21 protein-coding genes and 1 pseudogene are annotated in these 18,861 nt (G+C 42.1%); 6 read left to right on the top strand and 16 right to left on the bottom strand.

Going from position 1 to position 18,861, the window contains the following annotated elements; translation table 11 throughout:
- Positions 1–178: 178 nt before the first annotated feature.
- The 5 genes from B5J93_RS07910 to B5J93_RS07890 all read left to right on the top strand — a co-directional run bounded on the left by B5J93_RS07910 (position 179) and on the right by B5J93_RS07890 (position 4,428).
- Positions 179–805, top strand: coding sequence for an inner membrane-spanning protein YciB (locus B5J93_RS07910; RefSeq protein WP_078275237.1), 627 nt, complete (start codon positions 179–181; stop codon positions 803–805).
- Positions 806–964: 159 nt separating this feature from the next.
- A complete protein-coding gene (locus tag B5J93_RS07905; protein WP_079325902.1) occupies positions 965–1,270 on the top strand; it encodes a YciI family protein in 306 nt (101 codons plus the stop codon).
- Between the two features lie 8 nt (positions 1,271–1,278).
- Positions 1,279–1,701: an SH3 domain-containing protein gene (locus B5J93_RS07900; RefSeq protein ID WP_079325901.1), complete on the top strand. Its 423-nt coding sequence runs from the start codon at positions 1,279–1,281 to the stop codon at positions 1,699–1,701.
- 16 nt (positions 1,702–1,717) lie between these two features.
- On the top strand, positions 1,718–3,628 hold the full coding sequence (gene mnmC, locus B5J93_RS07895; protein WP_079325900.1) for a bifunctional tRNA (5-methylaminomethyl-2-thiouridine)(34)-methyltransferase MnmC2/FAD-dependent 5-carboxymethylaminomethyl-2-thiouridine(34) oxidoreductase MnmC1: 1,911 nt from the start codon (positions 1,718–1,720) through the stop codon (positions 3,626–3,628).
- 68 nt (positions 3,629–3,696) lie between these two features.
- Positions 3,697–4,428, top strand: a complete 732-nt coding sequence (locus B5J93_RS07890) for a ribonuclease HII (RefSeq protein ID WP_079325899.1) — start codon at positions 3,697–3,699, stop codon at positions 4,426–4,428.
- 15 nt (positions 4,429–4,443) lie between these two features.
- Here B5J93_RS07890 and B5J93_RS07885 read toward each other — a convergent pair whose 3' ends face one another.
- The 16 genes and pseudogenes from B5J93_RS07885 to der form a co-directional block, all read right to left on the bottom strand.
- Positions 4,444–4,632: a zf-HC2 domain-containing protein gene (locus B5J93_RS07885; RefSeq protein ID WP_079325898.1), complete on the bottom strand. Its 189-nt coding sequence runs from the start codon at positions 4,630–4,632 to the stop codon at positions 4,444–4,446.
- A gap of 10 nt (positions 4,633–4,642) precedes the next feature.
- Complete coding sequence (locus B5J93_RS07880; RefSeq protein WP_079325897.1) at positions 4,643–5,230, bottom strand: sigma-70 family RNA polymerase sigma factor; 588 nt, start codon at positions 5,228–5,230, stop codon at positions 4,643–4,645.
- Between the two features lie 83 nt (positions 5,231–5,313).
- Complete coding sequence (locus tag B5J93_RS07875; protein ID WP_079325896.1) at positions 5,314–5,952, bottom strand: HvfX family Cu-binding RiPP maturation protein; 639 nt, start codon at positions 5,950–5,952, stop codon at positions 5,314–5,316.
- A 17-nt stretch (positions 5,953–5,969) separates the two neighbouring features.
- Entirely contained in the window at positions 5,970–6,761 is a 792-nt protein-coding gene (locus B5J93_RS07870) for an HvfC family RiPP maturation protein (protein WP_079325895.1), read from the bottom strand.
- Positions 6,762–6,796: 35 nt separating this feature from the next.
- Positions 6,797–7,705, bottom strand: a complete 909-nt coding sequence (locus B5J93_RS07865; protein WP_079325894.1) for an HvfB family MNIO-type RiPP peptide maturase — start codon at positions 7,703–7,705, stop codon at positions 6,797–6,799.
- Between the two features lie 16 nt (positions 7,706–7,721).
- A pseudogene (locus B5J93_RS07860) lies at positions 7,722–7,922 on the bottom strand (YgaP family membrane protein).
- 10 nt (positions 7,923–7,932) lie between these two features.
- Positions 7,933–8,322, bottom strand: a complete 390-nt coding sequence (locus B5J93_RS07855; RefSeq protein ID WP_079325893.1) for a rhodanese-like domain-containing protein — start codon at positions 8,320–8,322, stop codon at positions 7,933–7,935.
- Positions 8,323–8,367: 45 nt separating this feature from the next.
- Complete coding sequence (locus B5J93_RS07850) at positions 8,368–9,684, bottom strand: FAD-dependent oxidoreductase (RefSeq protein ID WP_174700901.1); 1,317 nt, start codon at positions 9,682–9,684, stop codon at positions 8,368–8,370.
- Between the two features lie 92 nt (positions 9,685–9,776).
- On the bottom strand, positions 9,777–10,199 hold the full coding sequence (locus B5J93_RS07845; protein WP_079325892.1) for an HvfA family oxazolone/thioamide-modified RiPP metallophore: 423 nt from the start codon (positions 10,197–10,199) through the stop codon (positions 9,777–9,779).
- Between the two features lie 89 nt (positions 10,200–10,288).
- Positions 10,289–10,504: a hypothetical protein gene (locus B5J93_RS07840; protein WP_079325891.1), complete on the bottom strand. Its 216-nt coding sequence runs from the start codon at positions 10,502–10,504 to the stop codon at positions 10,289–10,291.
- 151 nt (positions 10,505–10,655) lie between these two features.
- Positions 10,656–11,870 (bottom strand): RtcB family protein, encoded by a 1,215-nt coding sequence (locus tag B5J93_RS07835; RefSeq protein WP_079325890.1) that lies wholly within the window; start codon positions 11,868–11,870, stop codon positions 10,656–10,658.
- Between the two features lie 718 nt (positions 11,871–12,588).
- Positions 12,589–13,200 carry an aminotransferase class IV family protein gene (locus B5J93_RS07830; protein ID WP_079325889.1) on the bottom strand — a complete coding sequence of 204 codons (612 nt, stop codon included), beginning with the start codon at positions 13,198–13,200 and terminating at the stop codon, positions 12,589–12,591.
- Positions 13,182–13,943 (bottom strand): hypothetical protein, encoded by a 762-nt coding sequence (locus B5J93_RS07825; protein ID WP_079325888.1) that lies wholly within the window; start codon positions 13,941–13,943, stop codon positions 13,182–13,184. Before B5J93_RS07825 ends, B5J93_RS07830 begins: the two co-directional genes overlap by 19 nt.
- A complete protein-coding gene (locus tag B5J93_RS07820) occupies positions 13,943–14,929 on the bottom strand; it encodes a DNA cytosine methyltransferase (protein ID WP_079325887.1) in 987 nt (328 codons plus the stop codon). The genes B5J93_RS07825 and B5J93_RS07820 overlap by 1 nt, the downstream gene beginning before the upstream one ends.
- A 40-nt stretch (positions 14,930–14,969) precedes the next feature.
- Positions 14,970–15,779 carry an NgoPII family restriction endonuclease gene (locus B5J93_RS07815; RefSeq protein ID WP_079325886.1) on the bottom strand — a complete coding sequence of 270 codons (810 nt, stop codon included), beginning with the start codon at positions 15,777–15,779 and terminating at the stop codon, positions 14,970–14,972.
- Complete coding sequence (der, locus tag B5J93_RS07810; RefSeq protein WP_079325885.1) at positions 15,780–17,198, bottom strand: ribosome biogenesis GTPase Der; 1,419 nt, start codon at positions 17,196–17,198, stop codon at positions 15,780–15,782. It lies immediately after the preceding gene.
- Positions 17,199–17,362: 164 nt separating this feature from the next.
- Here der and B5J93_RS07805 point away from each other — a divergent pair, with 164 nt between their 5' ends.
- The gene (locus tag B5J93_RS07805; protein ID WP_079325884.1) at positions 17,363–18,820 is read left to right on the top strand and encodes a Na+/H+ antiporter NhaC family protein; all 1,458 of its coding nucleotides are present in this window, start codon (positions 17,363–17,365) and stop codon (positions 18,818–18,820) included.
- Positions 18,821–18,861 lie beyond the last annotated feature (41 nt).

The raw sequence follows: 18,861 nt of genomic DNA, 5'->3' as shown, positions 1-18,861 counted from the left end.
GTTTTGCAGGAGGTCTATTTAATCCGTTTAAAAAACCACATTAAAACATCGATTCGTTTCATGTCACACCCCTAATCCACCCCTAAATTTATGAACCAAAACACCCACCAAACTCCAATTTATTTTACTTTTACCCCCAAAAGCGTGTAAAATAGCACCTTTTAGACACATCACGCCCATGAAAGCCCTACTTGACTACATTCCCATCATTGTCTTTTTTTATCTGTATAAAACCACAGACAAGGACAATCCTGCCCACCCCCTACTGACCGCCATTGGGCTAACAGGGGGCGAGAGCAACAACCACATCATCGTGGCGACCGCAGGGCTGACCCTTGCCACGCTTGTCATATATGGTTTTTTGTTTGTCAGTCAAAAATTTCGTCTACAAAAACAGCAGATTTTTGTGCTACTGATGACCGTGGTATTTGGTGGGCTGACCCTTGCCTTGCGTGATGATTTTTATATTCGCCTAAAAGCGGTGCTGATTAATCTAGGCTTTGCTCTTGCCTTGTTTTTATCGCCATTTTTTTTGAGCGACAAAGAATCCGCCATTCAAAAACTGTTCGCTCCCATTTTTGACTTATCATCATCAGCATGGAAAAAACTTAATCTAGCATGGGCAGGATTTTTTGTACTGATGGCAAGTCTGCACGCCTTTTTTGCCTTTGTCTTTATGGGGGGCGAGTACTGGGGCGAGTTTACCGCCTTTGGCGATATTATCGTCATGATAAGCTTTATGGTCGGTATGTTTATTGTCCTGCGTAAACACATTAAGATAGATGAAACAGCAGTTAAAAAATAATTTAAAAGTGCTAAAATATGGCTTTACCTATGATTCATAGATATCCATAGATTTTATTTTAATTTATCAAAATAAAATTGATAAAAATATCTTGCAAACCCTATTCGTACCAAACAACCAAATCAAACAACACATTAATCCAAAATTAGGAAAACCCCCATGCCACTATTTGCCATTATCGGTCATGATGTTGCCGACAGCACCGCCAAACGTGCCGAGATTCGCCCTGCTCACATCGAGCGACTGACCGCCCTACACGCCCAAAACCGCCTTGTCATCGCAGGTCCCACACCCATCAATCACGGCGAACCTGCCATGAGCGGTAGCCTTATCATCGCCCATTTTGATGAGATCGAGCAAGCCCGAGCATGGGCAAATGACGAGCCGTATTTGCATGGCGGTGTGTATAGCCATGTAGACATTCGCCCCTTTATCCAAGCCTTGCCTGCCGACAGTGACGCCTGAGAGTTACCATGAGAGTTGCCATCATTACCGCCTTGCTTGCCACCGCTTTACTGCCTGTGGTTAGTCTTGCTCAAACCGCCTCCAATGCGACATCTGGCACGCCCACCGCCAGCACCAATGGCAATGCCAGCGAGAGTGAGAATGCAGAGAGCCAAACCCCCGTTCCGCCACCGCCTGCCAGCCCGCACGACCCCAACGCTCCCACCATTGCCGAGCTAAACAGTCCCGACGATAATGAGCTGTCGCGTGCCAATACCGAGCTACTCGCCAAAAACAGCGAACTACAAGGGCGGATTGACGAGCTGACCACGCAGGTCAATGTGTTGGTTAATGAACGTAGTGGGCAGTTGTTTCTTTATGGCGTTATCAGCACCTTGGTGTCGTTCATCCTTGGCTTTATCCTAGCGTCACTCATCATGAAACGCAAATAAACCGACCTGACAGACCATGATACAGACCGCAGACATCACATGGCAAACCGACAGTTTGGGTAACATCACGCCCACATCCGAGCAGTTTGACGACATTTATTTTTCAAAAGCGGGCGGATTTGATGAGACCAATCATGTCTTTTTGCAAGGCAATGATTTGCCAAACCGCTTTGCCAATTTGGGTGAGCATGAGCATTTTGTCATCATGGAGACAGGCTTTGGCACAGGGCTAAACTTTTTGGCAACCTGCCTACTTTGGCAACAAACCGCCCCGCCGTCCGCCCGTCTGTATTTTGTCAGTACCGAAAAATATCCGCTCTCTCATGCCGACCTAACCACCGCCCTATCGGCATGGCAGGACGAACAAACCGCCCTATTTATCAAGGATTTACTGGATAATTATCCGCTTGCCTTAACGGGGTGTCATCGCTTGCATGTTGGCAATATCACGCTAGATTTATGGCTAGGCGATGCGTTGGATGGTTTCTGCAAAATGAGCGATGGACTTGCGGATGCTTGGTTCTTAGACGGTTTTGCCCCTGCCAAAAACAGCGAGTTGTGGTCAGACGAGATTTTTGGTCAAATCAAACGCCTATCTAGACCTAACGCCACCCTTGCCACCTTTACCAGTAGTGGGGCGGTCAGACGAGCCTTAACCGCTATCGGCATGACTGTACAAAAAATCAAGGGCTTTGGACGTAAGCGTGAGATGATTACCGCCACCTTTGACGGCAACGCCACACCAAAACCCACGCCAAAAACCGCCCCAAAATCAGCTATCGTCATCGGAGCTGGCGTATCAGGACTCTTTACCGCCCATGCGTTGACACATCGTGGCGTAGAAGTTACTTTGATTGACAAAACCGCCCCACTATCAGGAGCTTCAGGCAACCCCAAAGCCCTATTCGCCCCTAAGCTCACCCAATTATCAGACGCTCCCAATCATCTGCCCACCGTCAGCTTTTTATATGCCGAGCGGATTTACAAAGCGTTTAATCAATCATCAAATGATGAGATATTCTCCCAAACAGGGGCGATAGATTTTTTATTACCCACGCAAAAATCGTATGAAAAACTGGCTCATTTGGTAAATAGTTATCCTGACGAACTGATTGGCATTTTTAATGAAAATTTTAATTCAGACAATGCCGATTTTAATAAGCAACTCATCAACACCCACACGCCAAAAGCAGGTCTAATTGATACGCACAAATTGGCGGATTTTATTTTATCCAATCCCCTAATCCAATTTAAACAGTTTCATGCCAAACACATCACAAAAGACAATGACACATGGACGGTAAAAGATGACGACAGAGAGCTATCTGCCGACATCATGGTCATTTGTGCAGGGTTTGAAAGTTATTTATTAAACGATGAGTTATTTAACCCCAGAAAAATCCGTGGGCAAGTCTCATGGTTTGATATTCGCCATATGTCTGATGAGTTAAAAGCCAAAATCGCCACCCCAATAAAATATGACGGCTATTGTGCCACTTTTGATAAAGACGGCACGCCCACCTTTTTAATGGGAGCAAGTTTTGTGCGTAATGATACCGATACATCGGTGCGTGATGATGAGCATGAGTTTAATTTGGATAAACTTCGCCAGAGCTTATCACGCCTTGTCAATGAGTTAAACATCAATATCAAGGACTTACACGGACGGGCAAGCATACGAGCCCAAACGCCTGATTATCATCCCCTAGTCGGAGAAATAGGCGGTCAAGTTGGCGGTAAAATGGGCAATCATGGACTATACACCGTCTATGGCATGGGGTCAAAGGGGTTTAGTTTTGCTCCGATTTGTGGTGAGATTTTGGCAGGGTTGATTTTTGATGAGCCGTTGCCTGTCTCTCATATTTTATTGGATAAATTAAACCCAAACCGTCCACGCCTGCAAACACCGATTGGCCAAAATAGATAAATTTACGCAAAAAACCGCCATGTTTCGACAAGCTCAGCACGAACGGTTTTTATAATTTTAAAAATACCATGATAAAAGCCCACACTCAAAACACGCACGCCCACGCTTGCACCGTTGTCGCCCACAAAAATCACGAACCCACATCACGCACTTTTGTCATCGGCATTGATGAAGTGGGGCGGGGTTCACTGTTTGGGCAAATGACGGTTGGGGCGGTGATTTTGGATAATGATTTGACGGGCGAATTTGGGCAAATTGACCTAACAAATACACCCCTTGCTCTTATCAACGACAGCAAAAAATTGTCCGAAAAAAAGCGAAATTTGGTCTTTGACCCGATTAAGCAAACCTGTCAAAGCTATGTCATTATTGACATTTCTGCTTACGTGATTGATGCCATTGACATTTATCAAGCGACTCTTTTGGGCATGAGACTTGCCATTGAACACTTGATTGTGTTAAATAACATCAGCAAAAATGACAATCTTATCATCGTGATAGACGGCAACGCTGCGCCCACCCTATCCGATGACTTTACCGATTTTCAGCCGTGCATTCACACGCTAATCAAGGGCGACAGCATTCACACGTCTATCGCCTGTGCCAGTATCCTTGCCAAGGTTCATCGTGATACTGTCATAAGCGACTATGCCAAGATTTATCCTGGTTATGGACTAGACAAGCACAAAGGCTATGCCAGTAAAGCCCATACCACCGCCATTTATGAGCATGGGATATTGCCCGAGCATCGCAAAAGTTTTAATCCCATGCGGACGATATTGGCAAATCAGCTTTTTTAATCGCTTTAAAACAAATCATCCCTTTAAATTCTTATGCTGTTTTATCATCTCTTTTAACACCCGATTATTATCATCAAACCTACGACAGGCAGGACACATCAAAAGATGAAATTTCACCGTCATTTTTTGGGATAAAGTCAATGGTTCTTCTTGTGATAGACTCATAAGTTCAGTCATTTTTTGGCAATTCTTTAATCGTTTCATTGCATTCCCCTTAAACAAACCATTTTACCGACAAACACATTTGCAATCTTAATCTGGCTCTGTGCAATAACACATATAAATTCTGTCGAGTAATATTTAAGTTTTGACAAATCTCATCACTACCCAATTCTATATATTCTTTCATCAAAAAAACTTGTGCCTGCTCTTTGGGCAGATTCCCCAAACAAAGTTCCAATACTTGCCAAAATTCATCATTTTCAGCCGTTTCATGCGGACTTGCCCAGCGATTATCAAAGGCATTTGGCGATGAACCATTTTGCCAATGCCCAATATCATCAAACAGCATTGCCAAAAATTCTTCATCGCTATTTTCACTCATATCACTTATCGTTTCATAGTGTTTATTTTGGCGAATAAAGTCGGCAATTTTATTTTTTAAAATGGCAAATACCCATGTTTTAAAGGAGGACTTTCCTTGAAAACTGTCGGCATATTTTAAGGCATTTAAGAGGGCATCTTGCACCACATCTTTGGCGTGCTGTTCGTGATTTAATTGGTTATACGCAAAAGCAAACATGGACTGATATATCTCGTCCATGCTTTTTTTATCAAATTGGCGTAATTGTATTTGGTGCATTTTTAAGTCAAACAAATTTGAAATAAGACAAGGAAAACGAGCGAAGCTGTACAAATAGTACTGTGAACGAGTTTGACACAGTATTATTTCAAAGTTGGCAAACTTTTGTTTATCCAAAAGTCCATGCTTATATAACGCCCTGCCCCATAAATAATTAGCACAAGTAACATGATAAAATAAGTCATGCCAAATTCTATGCCATTATTTAAAACTACAAAATTACCCGTTTCGGTGAGCCAGTCATAATTGCCATGCGTTTGTAAGATCTCACGGGCTTTATTTAATCGCTCACCCGCTTGTATGGAATTATCCAAACTTGCCCGTCCCAATCCGCCAAATAATTGGGCGATATTGGTCGCAGGGTCGGTTGGGGTAATGGCGTGCCAGCCGTTTTTTAAATGCACAAGAAACATGGCAACCGCCATTGTGATTGCCAATAACATGCCAAACAGACGAGTCGCCACGCCAAGTAATAACGCCACACCACCAATCAATTCAGCAACAATCACCATTGCCACCCAAAAGGATGCAAATGGCAAACCAAGCCCCCAATCGGCATTACCAAACCACTGTGCCGTATCATCAAACGAACGGTATTTGGTTAGCCCTGCCATAATAAACACAGGGGCAAGATAAAGACGAATGGCGAATAATGGCAAAAAGTCCAATTTATTTAAATTTAAAACAAATTTATTATAATAAGCGTTGTATTTTTTTATCATAATTTACCTTATTTTTATTAAAAAGATTGGTTGTAAAAAATTTGATTATCAATCATAGTATTGACCAAATCATCAAACGAAGTTTTGATATTATCAAAAATCTCATCATTTAATTCAAAGGTGCGTTGTAGCTCTGCCAATAACTCATTTGTATTTTGATAACATACCTCTTCATTTTGCTTTTCTTGCATAAAGGTTAGTATGATAAAACTAAGCTGGCTTATGGCCATAAATGCCGTTTTGAATGTACCGTCCACCACTTTACGATACACCACCAAAAAAGTCGGGCTTTTTTGACTGGGAGAAAATGCCACGCTAATATCCTGCACCGCCCATTCATAATATAAAATCTGGGCGGTATGATTGATAAAAATAGACGCATTTTGATACATTAAAATAGGCTTGGGATTATTGTTCGGTAGATTATCTACAAACAATTCCACCCATTCATAATGAGCAAATTCTGACAAATAAATGGGCAAATCAAATTTTGTCAAAACATCATCGGTCAAATAGCCGACAAATTGCTCGGTAATTTCACTAAAATACGGACTTGCCATATCGCCATGTTTTAAAAAATCTTTAATCAGATTTTGCCAAACCAATATGCCAAAATGCGTCTCAATAATACTGCGAGTAATGGGAAAGCATTGATTGACAAAGCCAGAGACATTATTATAAATCAGATTTTGATATAATTGCCCCACACGAGCAGACACGGTATCGGCATTATCGTGTTTTTGTTTGCGGATATAATCGCCAAATTCACGCTGAAAGATGCGTAACTTGGGTGCTTTATCAATCATCATTGTTATGCCATTTTATTAAATTATCATTAAAATAATTAAGCCAATTTAAATGTAGAATTATTTTTATGACGTTCTTGAATTTCCCGAATGAATTTAACTTCACGGGTAAGCTCGCTAAGTTCTGGGAAATTAAAATCACGCTCCAAACAAGTCGGAATCTTATCTGCCGTTTCACCTGTTTTGGCAAATATCAAACCATAAGCGTCATTTAATAACGCCCAAACACGCTCCACCACACTATCGCCATGCGTATCCACAATCAAGCCGTCATCATCCACATAATGCCCAGCAACGTGCAAATAACACGTCCGCTCGAGCGGCAATTCACGCAAATATTGGTGTGGGTCAAAACCAAAGTTTTGGCTATTGACAAAAATATTATTCACGTCTAAATGCAATAAACAATCGGCTTCTTTTACCACCGCAGAAATAAATTCACTGTCGGACATTTCACTTTGGGGCGGTAGATAATAATATGAGGCATTTTCAATGCCAATTTGAGAGCCCAAAATATCTTGTACTTTTTTAATACGCTCGGCAACCCAAAATACCGCTTCTTCGGTGCAAGGAATGGGCAATAAATCATACAAATGCCCTTTATCATCACTACACCAAGACAAATGCTCGGTAAATAAATCAATGTTATGCGACTTCATAAAATGCTTAATATTATTTACATGAGCCACGTCCAATTCTTTTGAACTGCCAATAGACAAAGAAAGTCCATGACAAATAAAAGAAAACCGCTCGCTATAAGTACACAAGATATTTTCAAAACGTCCGCCCATAATTCCGTGGGAGTTTATCCAATTTTCAGGCGATACTTCAAAAAAATCAATCTGGTCTAATTGATGAATGGCATTGGCATCATCAAGAGACATTTGTGGCAATAACTCACGGCGAAAGCCAAGCCCTGCCCCGTGTAATGGTCTTTTATTTGTCATGTCATTTTCCTAATTATTAGGGTTTGTTATCAACATGGCATTTACAAGTGCTGATGCCCAAAATATGATAAATGGGGCAAAAATTCATAAAACCTGTTAATAACAGTACAAGCCCAACAATTCCCCATCACGAACCAAAATAAACACCCAAGCCAATAATGACAACACCCAAAATAATTCGTACGATTTTATCAGGTTTACCAACATTGATTTTCATAAAACACCTCTTAACGATAGCCTTGTTGTTTTAGGTCTTCATAACCGCCGTGATTGGTAACATTGGTATAGCCCAATTTTAAGAGTTCTGTGCGAGCAACTTCGGCACGTCTGCCACTTCGGCAATATAGATTGATAGGATTGTCTTTATTGGGCTCAATGGCAGAAATCTTTGATGCAATATCGCCAACAGGGATATTAACGCTATTTGACAAATGCCCTGCTTGATACTCTTCTGGGCTACGCACATCAATCCAAACGCCTTTTGCTTTGGGTTTGATTTGTGATTGAGTTTGGGTTTGAGATTTGGCATTGTTTTGTTTTGATGAGATATTGGCAAAACTGTTACACGCAGTTAATCCCAAAATGCTAATTGCAATGGCAAGAGTGAGTTTTTTCATAAGACACCTTTTTAAATTAAACCGATTAAATTTATTTAAAAACAATTAAAATTCGGCAAATAAATCATTTAATGATTCGCCAATGGTTGGGTGCGTAAAAATTTGCCCTTTAAAATAATCCGCTTTAACGCCATTATCCATTGCCAATTTAAATAAATTGATAATCTCATGGCTATTTTCACAAAACAACGTAACGCCCAAAATCTCGTTATTGTCTTTATTCACAATCGCTTTTAATAAGCCTTTGGTATTGCCTGTGATTTTGGCTTTGACAATGGCTTGGGCGGGCAAGGTTGACACTTGGTAATTTTTGCCACTGTCTTTGGCTTGTTTTTCGCTCAGGCCAATTTGTGATAAAGGCGGTGTGATAAAAACACTCGTTGGGAAGGTGTGGCGGTCGGCTCTGTGGCGTGTGCCGTTCCCAAACAAATCATCCGCCACAATGCGATAATCATCAAGCGAGATGTAGGTAAACTGCGGTGAACCTGCGACATCGCCCATCGCCCAAATGTGGTCGGTGGCTTTTAGTTTGTCATCGCACACCACATAGCCACGCTCGCTTAGCTGTACGCTTGTGTTTTGTAGGTTTAGACCATCTGTGTTAGGTCGTCTGCCAATGGCGACAAGCACAGCATCAGCGTCAAGGGTCATCTTATCGGTGATGACTTGGGTATGCTCTGTTAGGTGTTTAAATTCTTGAATGTCTTGCCCCAAGTGTAGGTCAATGCCACGCTCATTTAATAGGTCAAGCACAATCGCACGCACGTCATCATCAATCTTTGGCAAAAAGCTGTCAAATTTTTCAACAATGCTCACTTGACTGCCAAAAGCGTGATACATAAAGGCAAATTCAAGGGCAATAAAGCCTGCACCCACGATAACCAGTCGCTTGGGGGCGGTCGCTTGGCTGTCGCCTAAGTTTAAAAGCCCCGTGCTGTCATAAACACGCTCGCCGTCCACGCCTGCAATCGGTGGCATAATGGGGGTCGTGCCTGTGTTGATAAAAATCCGCTCGGCATGCACCGTCTCGCCTGTGGATAGGGCAACAGTGTTGTCATCAACAAAGCTCGCTTGTGCGGTGATGACGGTTACATTTGGTAAATCATTGATTTTGTTAAAATTAGCTTCACGCAAGGCAGAGATGAGTTTGCCCTTGTCCTGCATGGCAACGGCAAAACTGTCTGTTTTGGCTTCATGAATCAGTTTTTTTGACGGAATACAGCCCACGTTAATACACGTTCCGCCATACATTTTGTCCGATTGCTCAACCAAAATGGTACGCTCGCCGTGTTTGTCAAACAGCCCTGCCAGCGTTTTGCCCGCTTTACCAAAGCCGATGATTAGGTTTTTGGTTTGTATCATCTTTTTTCTCCAATTTATTTGCCAAAATCATTAGGGTATGACAAGGTTATGAAAAATTCCCAAAACCTTGTCATGCAAGCCTAAACCGCTATTTATTTGTTACCGCCACAACTGGCGTTGGCGTTTTTGTCGGTGCTTGCCCCACAACTGGCAGTTGCGGATTTATCGGCAGTTGCGGTAGCGGTGTTCGCTCCACAACCTGCGTTGGCACTTTTATCGCCTGCTTTTGCTTCGGCTCCGCATTTGCCTTCGCCGCATTTACCTTCGGCTGATTTTTCGGTCATGGTGGCACTGCACCCTGCTTCGCCACATTTACCTTCACCGCATTTGCCTTCGGCAGTTTTGGTAGCGGTAGCGGTGTTAGGCTCGGCAGTAGCGGGCTGGGCTGGTTCGGCATTTTGGTAGCCTTGCTCCATGGGCTGTGCTTCTACCTTTTCTTCTTTACAAGCAGTAAGTCCTGTGGCAAGTAGGGTTGCTACGGCAAGACCTGTGATTTTACGGTTAAGATTTGACATGATAAACTCCAATTAAACATCATAAACCATTTTATGATACACCTTAGACGTACGTGGGGCAAATATCTTACAAAAAATTTGAAAAATTTTTAAAAATTGTTGTCATACCCCTTATGTTTTAGGTGCAAACGTATTTTGGCACGCTCTTTTTTATGGCGTGTTTTGGGGTTGTCTTTATCATGAACACCACCCTTTTTTAATAAAGGGTTTAAGGCGGTGTGGTTGCGTACTTTAATCGCACTTGGGTAAATTGGGTGATTTGCCAATTTTTCGCCAAGTTTGATAAGCTCTTTTTGGTTTTTCATATTATTTTCCTATGTTGGATTAAGTCAAAATATATTTTAGAATTTGGACGTATAAGGGTAATTTATTCGCCCCAAAATCCAAATTTGACACAGGGCAAATGTGATTTGCCCCTACACCTATTTTCCCAAATGACAAATAAACAATCATTCATCACCCCTTAATACACATCACCTGCTTTAAGGTATGCACCACCTCCACCAAATCGGTTTGGTTTGCCATGACCTCATCAATGTCTTTATACGCCTGTGGAATCTCGTCCAGCACGCCCTTATCTTTACGACATTCGATACCGTCCGTCTGAGCAACCAAATCCGCCAAGCCAAACTCACGCACCGCACGCCCACGGCTTAGCCTACGCCCTGCCCCGTGCGAACACGAACAAAAACTCTCGCTATTGCCACGCCCACGCACGATATAGGATTTTGCCCCCATAGAGCCGGGGATAATGCCAAGCTCGCCCTCATAGGCACTAATCGCCCCCTTGCGAGTTACATAGACCGAACTGCCAAAATGCGTCTCACGGCTGACATAGTTGTGATGACAGTTTATCGCCTCTTTGGTTATGGTAAAGCGGGGAAATTGTGCGTCTTTGCTTTGTAAGGCTTTGATAATGAGTCTCATCATCTCCTTGCGGTTTTCGGTCGCATAGTCCTGAGCCCAGCCCGCCGCCTCAATATAATCGTCAAAAAACGGCGTACCCTGTGCCAAATACGACAGCTCACGGTCAGGAATATAACCAAAACACGTCTCATTCACCTTTTTGGCAAGACTGATAAAATACTCACCAATGCACGAGCCAATCCCACGAGAGCCAGAGTGAAGCATAATCCACACATCATCATTCTCGTCCACGCATAGCTCAATGAAGTGATTGCCACCGCCTAGCGTGCCAAGCTGTTTTGCCCACGTTCTGTCAAAGTTACTCATCATTTTTAACAAGCCCTTGTGTTTGTCGGTAATTTTGTTGAGACGAATGGCAAGCGGGTCAAGCGTACTCATTTTTGCCATGATTTGTTTGTGCTTTTCAAAGCCGACAGGGACGTGTTTTTCAATGGCAAGGCGGGTAGGTTTTAGATTGTCGGGCAACTGCTCCGCCTTGATAGACAGGCGTAGAGCATTCATGCCACAGCCGATATCCACGCCTACCACAGACGGAATGATTGCCGATTTGGTCGGAATCACGCTCCCCACAGTCGCCCCCTTGCCCGCATGAACGTCAGGCATGACGGCGATATGGCTATGGATAAATTGTAGCTGGCTCATGGCGTAGAGCTGATTTAACGCCTTTTGTTCCACGTCTTTGGTAAAGATTTTGACAGGCACGCCATTGTTGCCATTTTCATTTAAAATAAGTCCGATACTCATAAAATTATTTCTCTTTTGGGTTGGTTTGGGGATTTAGATAAAGGAGCATTAACATTAGCACAAATTTATGATATGTAGGTGTAGGGACGTGCTGAGCACGTCCAATAAAATCGTTATATCATCAAGGGTGTGTGCAACACGCCCCTACAAAGCCTGTGATAAATATTAATTTCATTAGGTGTATTTAAAAAATACCAAATTTTTGATATAAAAATGCCCAACCAAAAATCATTCAATTTTTAGCTAATTAAATAAACACAAATTAAAAAGACAATACTTCCCCAATCATTTTTAAATATAAAAATGACAAATAAAAGACAATATTTTGGGAAAGGAAAACCGTCAAAACTGATAAAGCAGTTTATCAATTTTTAAGACAAATCTTAGCGATTTTTTGGGCAAATTTTAGACAATAAAAAACGGTGAAAGCCTTGTAGATTAAGGCTTGCCACCGTCTTTATGTGTTTGGCTTGATATAAGACTTATATCAAAAATGATTTGCCCAAACAGTCAAAACGGTTGGTCTTTTTTGGATTACAAAAATTGTAAGATACAGACATTGTTTTACTCCTATTACTGTTTGGGTGAATGAAATACACCAAGCGTATTTGGTGCGTGAATGTGTATATGATAAGCGATAAAAATAAAAAGTCAAGGGGTTTTTAAATTTTTTTTGTTATCGACAATCAATTTTCTTTTGAATGACATATGGAACTTTTTAAACGATATATTTTGTTAAAATCGCCCGATTCTCATCAAACGCATTTAAGGAATTTATCATCATCACTTTTTCGTATTGCCAAATGTCATTTTTATCAATATTTGCCAAATGAACTTTTTGAGCTTCCAATAAATACGCTCGCTGAGTGCCTTGTAATAATGGTGTATCAGGTGTGTACCAGTGATTGTCTTTTAAAAATAATAAATTTCCAATAGAACAATCCGTAACCAAGCCGTTTTTTATAATTATAATTTCATCACAATCACCCTTTTGGGATAATAACTGATTTAATAAATTTCTATCATCATATTTATAAGCATAATCTATCTCATCACATTCTATTATTTTAAAAGATTGAATGGATTTTGGGGTGTAACCAAAATATTCTACTTTTATGTTATATTTATCATAAGTAACACGACAACGGATAAATTTATTGTTAAATTCATCAGGCACACAAATTATATCGGCAATATCATCAATCATGCTTTGACAATGTAAAAATAACTGCCCTTGTTTAAATCGTCTATTATGATAATCCAGATTTAAAATACGCCCGTTATTTATGGCAAGCGTCTCAAAAAGCATGACTAATCCGGTTTTTTCCATTTAATTTCAACTGCCGTCATCTCGCCCACAACCGTTTGTTTTAGGTCTCGTGCCATGTCAAATTTAGTCGGCGATGTGGGGATATGCACCGCCATAAGCTCGGCTTGGGTCTGCGGATAGCGTGGGTTTTGGGCGGGGTTGGCGTAGCCGTGCGGATATATGGGAGAGCCGTTTGCTAGGTCGTATTTGTCGCTCGCCCCAAAAGCGTGCAGGCTCTCATGGGCGATGACCACGTTGTTATTGGCGGTTTTTTTGTCCATGCCAAACAAATTGACGACGCCAATGCGTCCATTTTGTAGGGCGGTAGATGTCTCGGTGATGATTTTTTTGTCAGGGCTATGATACTGCAAAAACAACCGCAAATTGGTCGGCACGCCAACGTCATGGGCGTTTTTGTAGGCATAATAGCGAAATTTTAAACTCCAAATAATCGCGTCCGTAATTCCGCCATTTCTCGGCACTACAGGGGGCATGGCTTTAACTTCCCGCCCTAGCCGATAATAAAAACTGGCGTTTTGACCGTATTTTTTGCTCTCGGCATTGAGATAAGTCTCTATTTCTTTAAAATCGCTATCGGACAGGCTTGCGATATATTTGGCAACTTCTGGCGAATTATCCACGTTAATGGGGTAAATGGCGACATAAACAGGCTTTTGCCAATCGTGATTTTTATCACGAAAGCTATTGATAGCGACAATAAGCAAAATGCACAGTAGGATAAGAATTCGGATATTTTTGAACATTAGGATTTAGTTAATTCATCATAAATTTGTTTTGCAACCATATAGGCTAGATTTACAGGCACGGCATTACCTATCATTTTATAGCCATCATTGACCGATGAATAAATAAATTCAAAGTCATCGGGAAATCCTTGAATTCTGGCACATTCACGCACAGATAGCCTGCGATAAGCATTCAGCTGATGGTCATCAAATTCAAATACATTTTCAGCTTTTTTAATCATTTTTGGGGCATTGGGGTGCTGTGGGGCTTGTCGTCCACTTGCCTGAATGGTAAATGACGGCTCATTCCAAGCACGCACACGATTTCGGCTCATATAAATACTAGAATAACTACCAATAAAATATTCGTGATTTAAAATAACGCATTTTTTGCCATTGGTTTTATTATTTTCCAAGGCGGGTATGGCATTATCTTTTAAATCAAAAATACTATCCTTTAACACAATCTTGGTCTCCATTGGCAATGGAAAATCAAAATTAACAATATTTAAATCCTGACGAAACCCCACATAAAAAACTCGTTTACGATTTTGAGCCACGCCATAATCATAAGCATCAAGCATTTTAATAAAAACATAATAACCTGCTTCTTTAAAACGCTCAATAATATTTTGAACTGCTTGATTGTGTCTTTTGGCAAGCATTCCTGAGACATTTTCTGCCACAAAAAATTTGGGCTGTTTGGCTTTTAAAATACGAATATAATCAAAAAATAACTGCCCCCGTTCATCATCAATCCCCCGTAAAGCACCCGCTTCACTCCAACTTTGACACGGTGGTCCGCCAATAATGCCATCACAGCCAGGAAAATCATCGGCACTAAACCCACGAATGTCGCCTTTTAATAATGGATTATGATGATTTTTTTCATAAGTTGCCCAAATGGATTTGTCGTATTCATTTGCCATCACGATATGAAAACCCGCTTGGCGAAACCCTAAATCCATACCCCCTGCCCCTGCAAATAAACTGATGACATTCATTGATTTTCTCCAATAAAAAACTGGATAAGTTTGGCAGGTTTTAATTGAGCAGGGTTATTGGGATTTTTAATAAAATGTCTGTGATACTGGCATTTTGATGATGGCTGATGGTATCAAGTAGTTCATTTGTATTATCTAATGATTGCCATTTTTCATCATTGATAATCGCCATAAAATTAAAGCGATGACGAAAATCTCTTTGATAGACATCATCAAAGACCTTAAAGGGATTTTCAATATGCCACATACCCCGAACTCGCAAGTTAGTAATACCCAATGGGTCTATCCGTTTGATTTTACCAAGCTCTTTGGTAGCGGTAAACTCCACCCCTTCTATTGTTTCTACACCTGTTTTAATTCTATTTTTGATGGTCTCATAAATGCCAGCTTCGGCACAATAATCATCACCATATACCAATGCCAATGCTGTTAATTGACCATTATTAACAATACCTACTGCATAGAGCATATCTTTGGTCATCCAATTTTCTGCCGTTTTGCAGGCGGTAGTCAGCATTGGATTATTGCTAAATAATTTGGCTTTTGGGTAGCTAGAATTTAAAGCCAAATCCGAATTTTTATTTTCTATTTTTTTGACTTCTATGGCATCGCCATTTTTTAGCATCATATCAGGCGGATTACTGGCATTGCCAAGATAGGAGAAATGCTCGGCAATTTTTAAAGTTCGCTCATATTCAGATAAATAAAATCCGCCAATAAATAAATCCTGCACATATCTTTCTAGGGCATCACCGACATTATTGATACGATTTTTACCCAAATAACTTGCTTGTAAATCTGTGATGGGATTGTTGATCAGTTCACAAATGGCATTGATGATATTAGACATTTACTTTCTCTTCTTATCCCGTTTCTTAAACTCAGCAATACGTTTACGCTCACGCATGACTTTGGCTTTATTTTTGATGACGGGATTTTTTTTGCCTTCGTATGGGTTGGCATTTTGTTTAAATTCCACATGAAGGGGCGTGCCTTCTAATTTAAACACGTCCCGATACACATTTTCAAGATAACGCTGATAACTTTTTGGCAAACTGCTCGTTTGGTTGCCGTGAATGACGATGACAGGCGGATTATGCCCACCTAGATGAGCATAGCGAAGTTTGATACGGCGACCGCCCGCCATTGGCGGCTGGTGAGCCTCCACCGCATCTTGCAAAATCTGCGTAAGACGAGACGTGGACACCTTAAACATGGACGCATCGTACGCCTTATGAATAGACGGATACAGATTGCCCACGCCATTGCCGTACAGGGCAGAAATCAGATGAATCTTAACCCACGGAATAAAGTGAAAACGTCTGTCCATTTCAATTTTGACAATGTCTTTTTGGTCTTGGGTGAGATTGTCCCATTTGTTAATGGCAATCACAATCGCCCGACCTGCGTCCAGAGCATAGCCTAACATATGCAAATCTTGATCAACGATACCTTCGTGTGCGTCAATCACCAGCACAACTACGTTGGCATCTTTGATAGCTTGTAAGGTCTTGATAACACTGAATTTTTCTACTTTTTCATCAATCCGCCCACGCCGTCTCACGCCTGCGGTATCAATGAGTGTGTATTGGCGACCTTCTCGCTCAAAGGGAATATAAATGCTGTCCCTTGTCGTACCTGGCATATCAAACACCACAACACGCTCCTCGCCAAGCAAGCGATTGACCAGCGTGGATTTACCGACATTGGGTCTGCCGATAATCGCCAGTTTCAAGCCGTCTGTCTCGGGATTTTCGGCGACTGTTTCGGGCATATCGGCAGTGATGATTTCAAGCAGACTCGTTACGCCCTTGCCGTGGCTGGCACTTGTCGGAATTGGCTCGCCAAAACCCAAACCAAAAAACTCAGCAATGGACGCTTCGTGTACACCGTCTGTTTTGTTGGTGACCAAAAAGACAGGCTTACCCAGCGTGTGCAAAAACTTGGCAATCTCCTCATCGCTTGGGGTTAGTCCTGCCCGTGCGTCCACGACAAACACGACCATGTCCGCCTCATGAATGGCGGTGTACGACTGTGTTGCCATATAGTCATCAATGTTGCCCTTGCCGTCATCAGCCTCGCCAATACCGCCGGTGTCAATGACGATAAAGGATTTATTTTCAAAAAACACATCGCCATATTGGCGGTCTCGGGTCAGCCCTGCTAGGTCAGCGACTAGGGCTTGGCGGGATTTGGTGAATTGGTTAAACAGCGTGGATTTGCCGACATTGGGGCGACCTATCAGGGCGACTACAGGTTTTAGGGACATGGTGTTCTCGGATTGTTATTTTATAAAACTTACTATTTTAACATAAAATTGAGAGGGTATGGTATTTATTGATTTTGCTTACGCCAAACAAAGAACATCACTACATATACGAATGGCGATCAATAAGGTATAATAAGCCATTTAGAGACATTAAAGGAGCAAAAATGACCGACAAACACATTCATCATTCACATCATGACGATACTCTTTTGACCCTAAGCCACGCCCAAGCGATAGTGATTGCCATCAGTGCCATTATCATTTTGGGCGTTACGATGATAGCATGGGGCTTTGTGCCACATTTGTCCTTGCTTTTGGTGATATTGGGTCTGCTTATGTTTGGGTTTAGTCGGCGTATCGCCTTTGATGATATGCAAGAGCGTATGATAAAGGGCGTATCCACAGGCATGGGGGCGATTTATCTGTTCTCGTTCATTGGGCTATTGGTGTCCGCTCTTATGATGAGTGGGGCGATTCCAACTTTGATTTATTATGGCTTTAATGTCTTGTCGCCCCAGATGTTTTATTTGTCCGCCTTTATCTTAGCAAGTGTGATTGGCGTGGCATTAGGTAGTGGATTTACCACTTGTGCGACTGTGGGCGTGGCGTTTTTGGGCATGACCGAAGCCTTTAACGCCAATCCTGCCATCGTCGCAGGGGCGGTGGTCTCGGGGGCGTTGTTTGGCGATAAGATGTCGCCTTTGTCCGACACAACAAGCATTGCCGCCAGTATCGTAGGCATTGACCTATTTGACCACATCAAAAACATGATGTACACCACCATTCTTGCGTGGCTTATCTCGGCGGTGGTGTTTTTTGTGTTATCAGGCGATGGCGGTGCGGACTTGGCGGACGTGGCGGTGTTGCAGGATAGTCTTGTGGCAAGTGGTTTGGTGCATGGCTATGCCCTTATCCCCTTTGTCGTGCTGATAGCCCTTGCTGTCATGCGAGTGAACGCCATTTATGCCATATCGGCAACCATTGCCGTGTCGCTTATCATCACTTATATCCATAGCTCGCCAAGTCTTGCTGAGCTTGGCGGGTGGTTTTTTGCAGGGTATAAACCTGCCGAAGGCTTGGAGCTTGGCAATGTGGGGCGATTGGTGTCAAGGGGTGGTTTGGAAAGTATGTTTTTTAGCCAGCTTCTTGTGATTTTGGCATTGAGCTTGGGCGGACTCTTGCACGCTTTGGGGGTGTTGCCTGCTTTGTTGTCCGCCATTCGTCATCTTTTGACTCGTGCCAGTCGTGCGGTATTGACAGCGTCTTTGACGGCATTTGGGGTCAATTTTTTGGTGGGTGAGCAGTATTTGAGCCTATTATTATCGGGCAATACCTTTGCCCCTGAGTTCAAACGCTTAGGCTTGCACCCCAAAAACTTGGCTCGCACGATAGAAGATTCAGGCACAGTCATCAATCCTCTGGTACCGTGGGGTGTGTATGGGGTGTTTTTGACAGGGGTATTTGGCATGCCTGTGCTGGACTATGTGCCGTATGCAGTGTTTTGTTATGGTTGTTTATTTTTGACGCTCTTTTTTGGGTTTACAGGAATCACGATTACAAGGGCTGATGATAAATTAGAGCAAGCTAAGACCCACCAACAAACCAACATCAAGCCAACATAAAAAGCCAATGTCATACATTGGCTTTTTATTTTTTTGGACTT

This window comes from Moraxella equi, from assembly GCF_002027555.1.
In the GTDB taxonomy this organism is placed as follows: Bacteria; Pseudomonadota; Gammaproteobacteria; order Pseudomonadales; family Moraxellaceae; genus Moraxella; species Moraxella equi.
The sequence above is the reverse complement of the archived record's forward strand: the minus strand, read 5'-3'. Positions and strand labels throughout refer to the sequence as shown.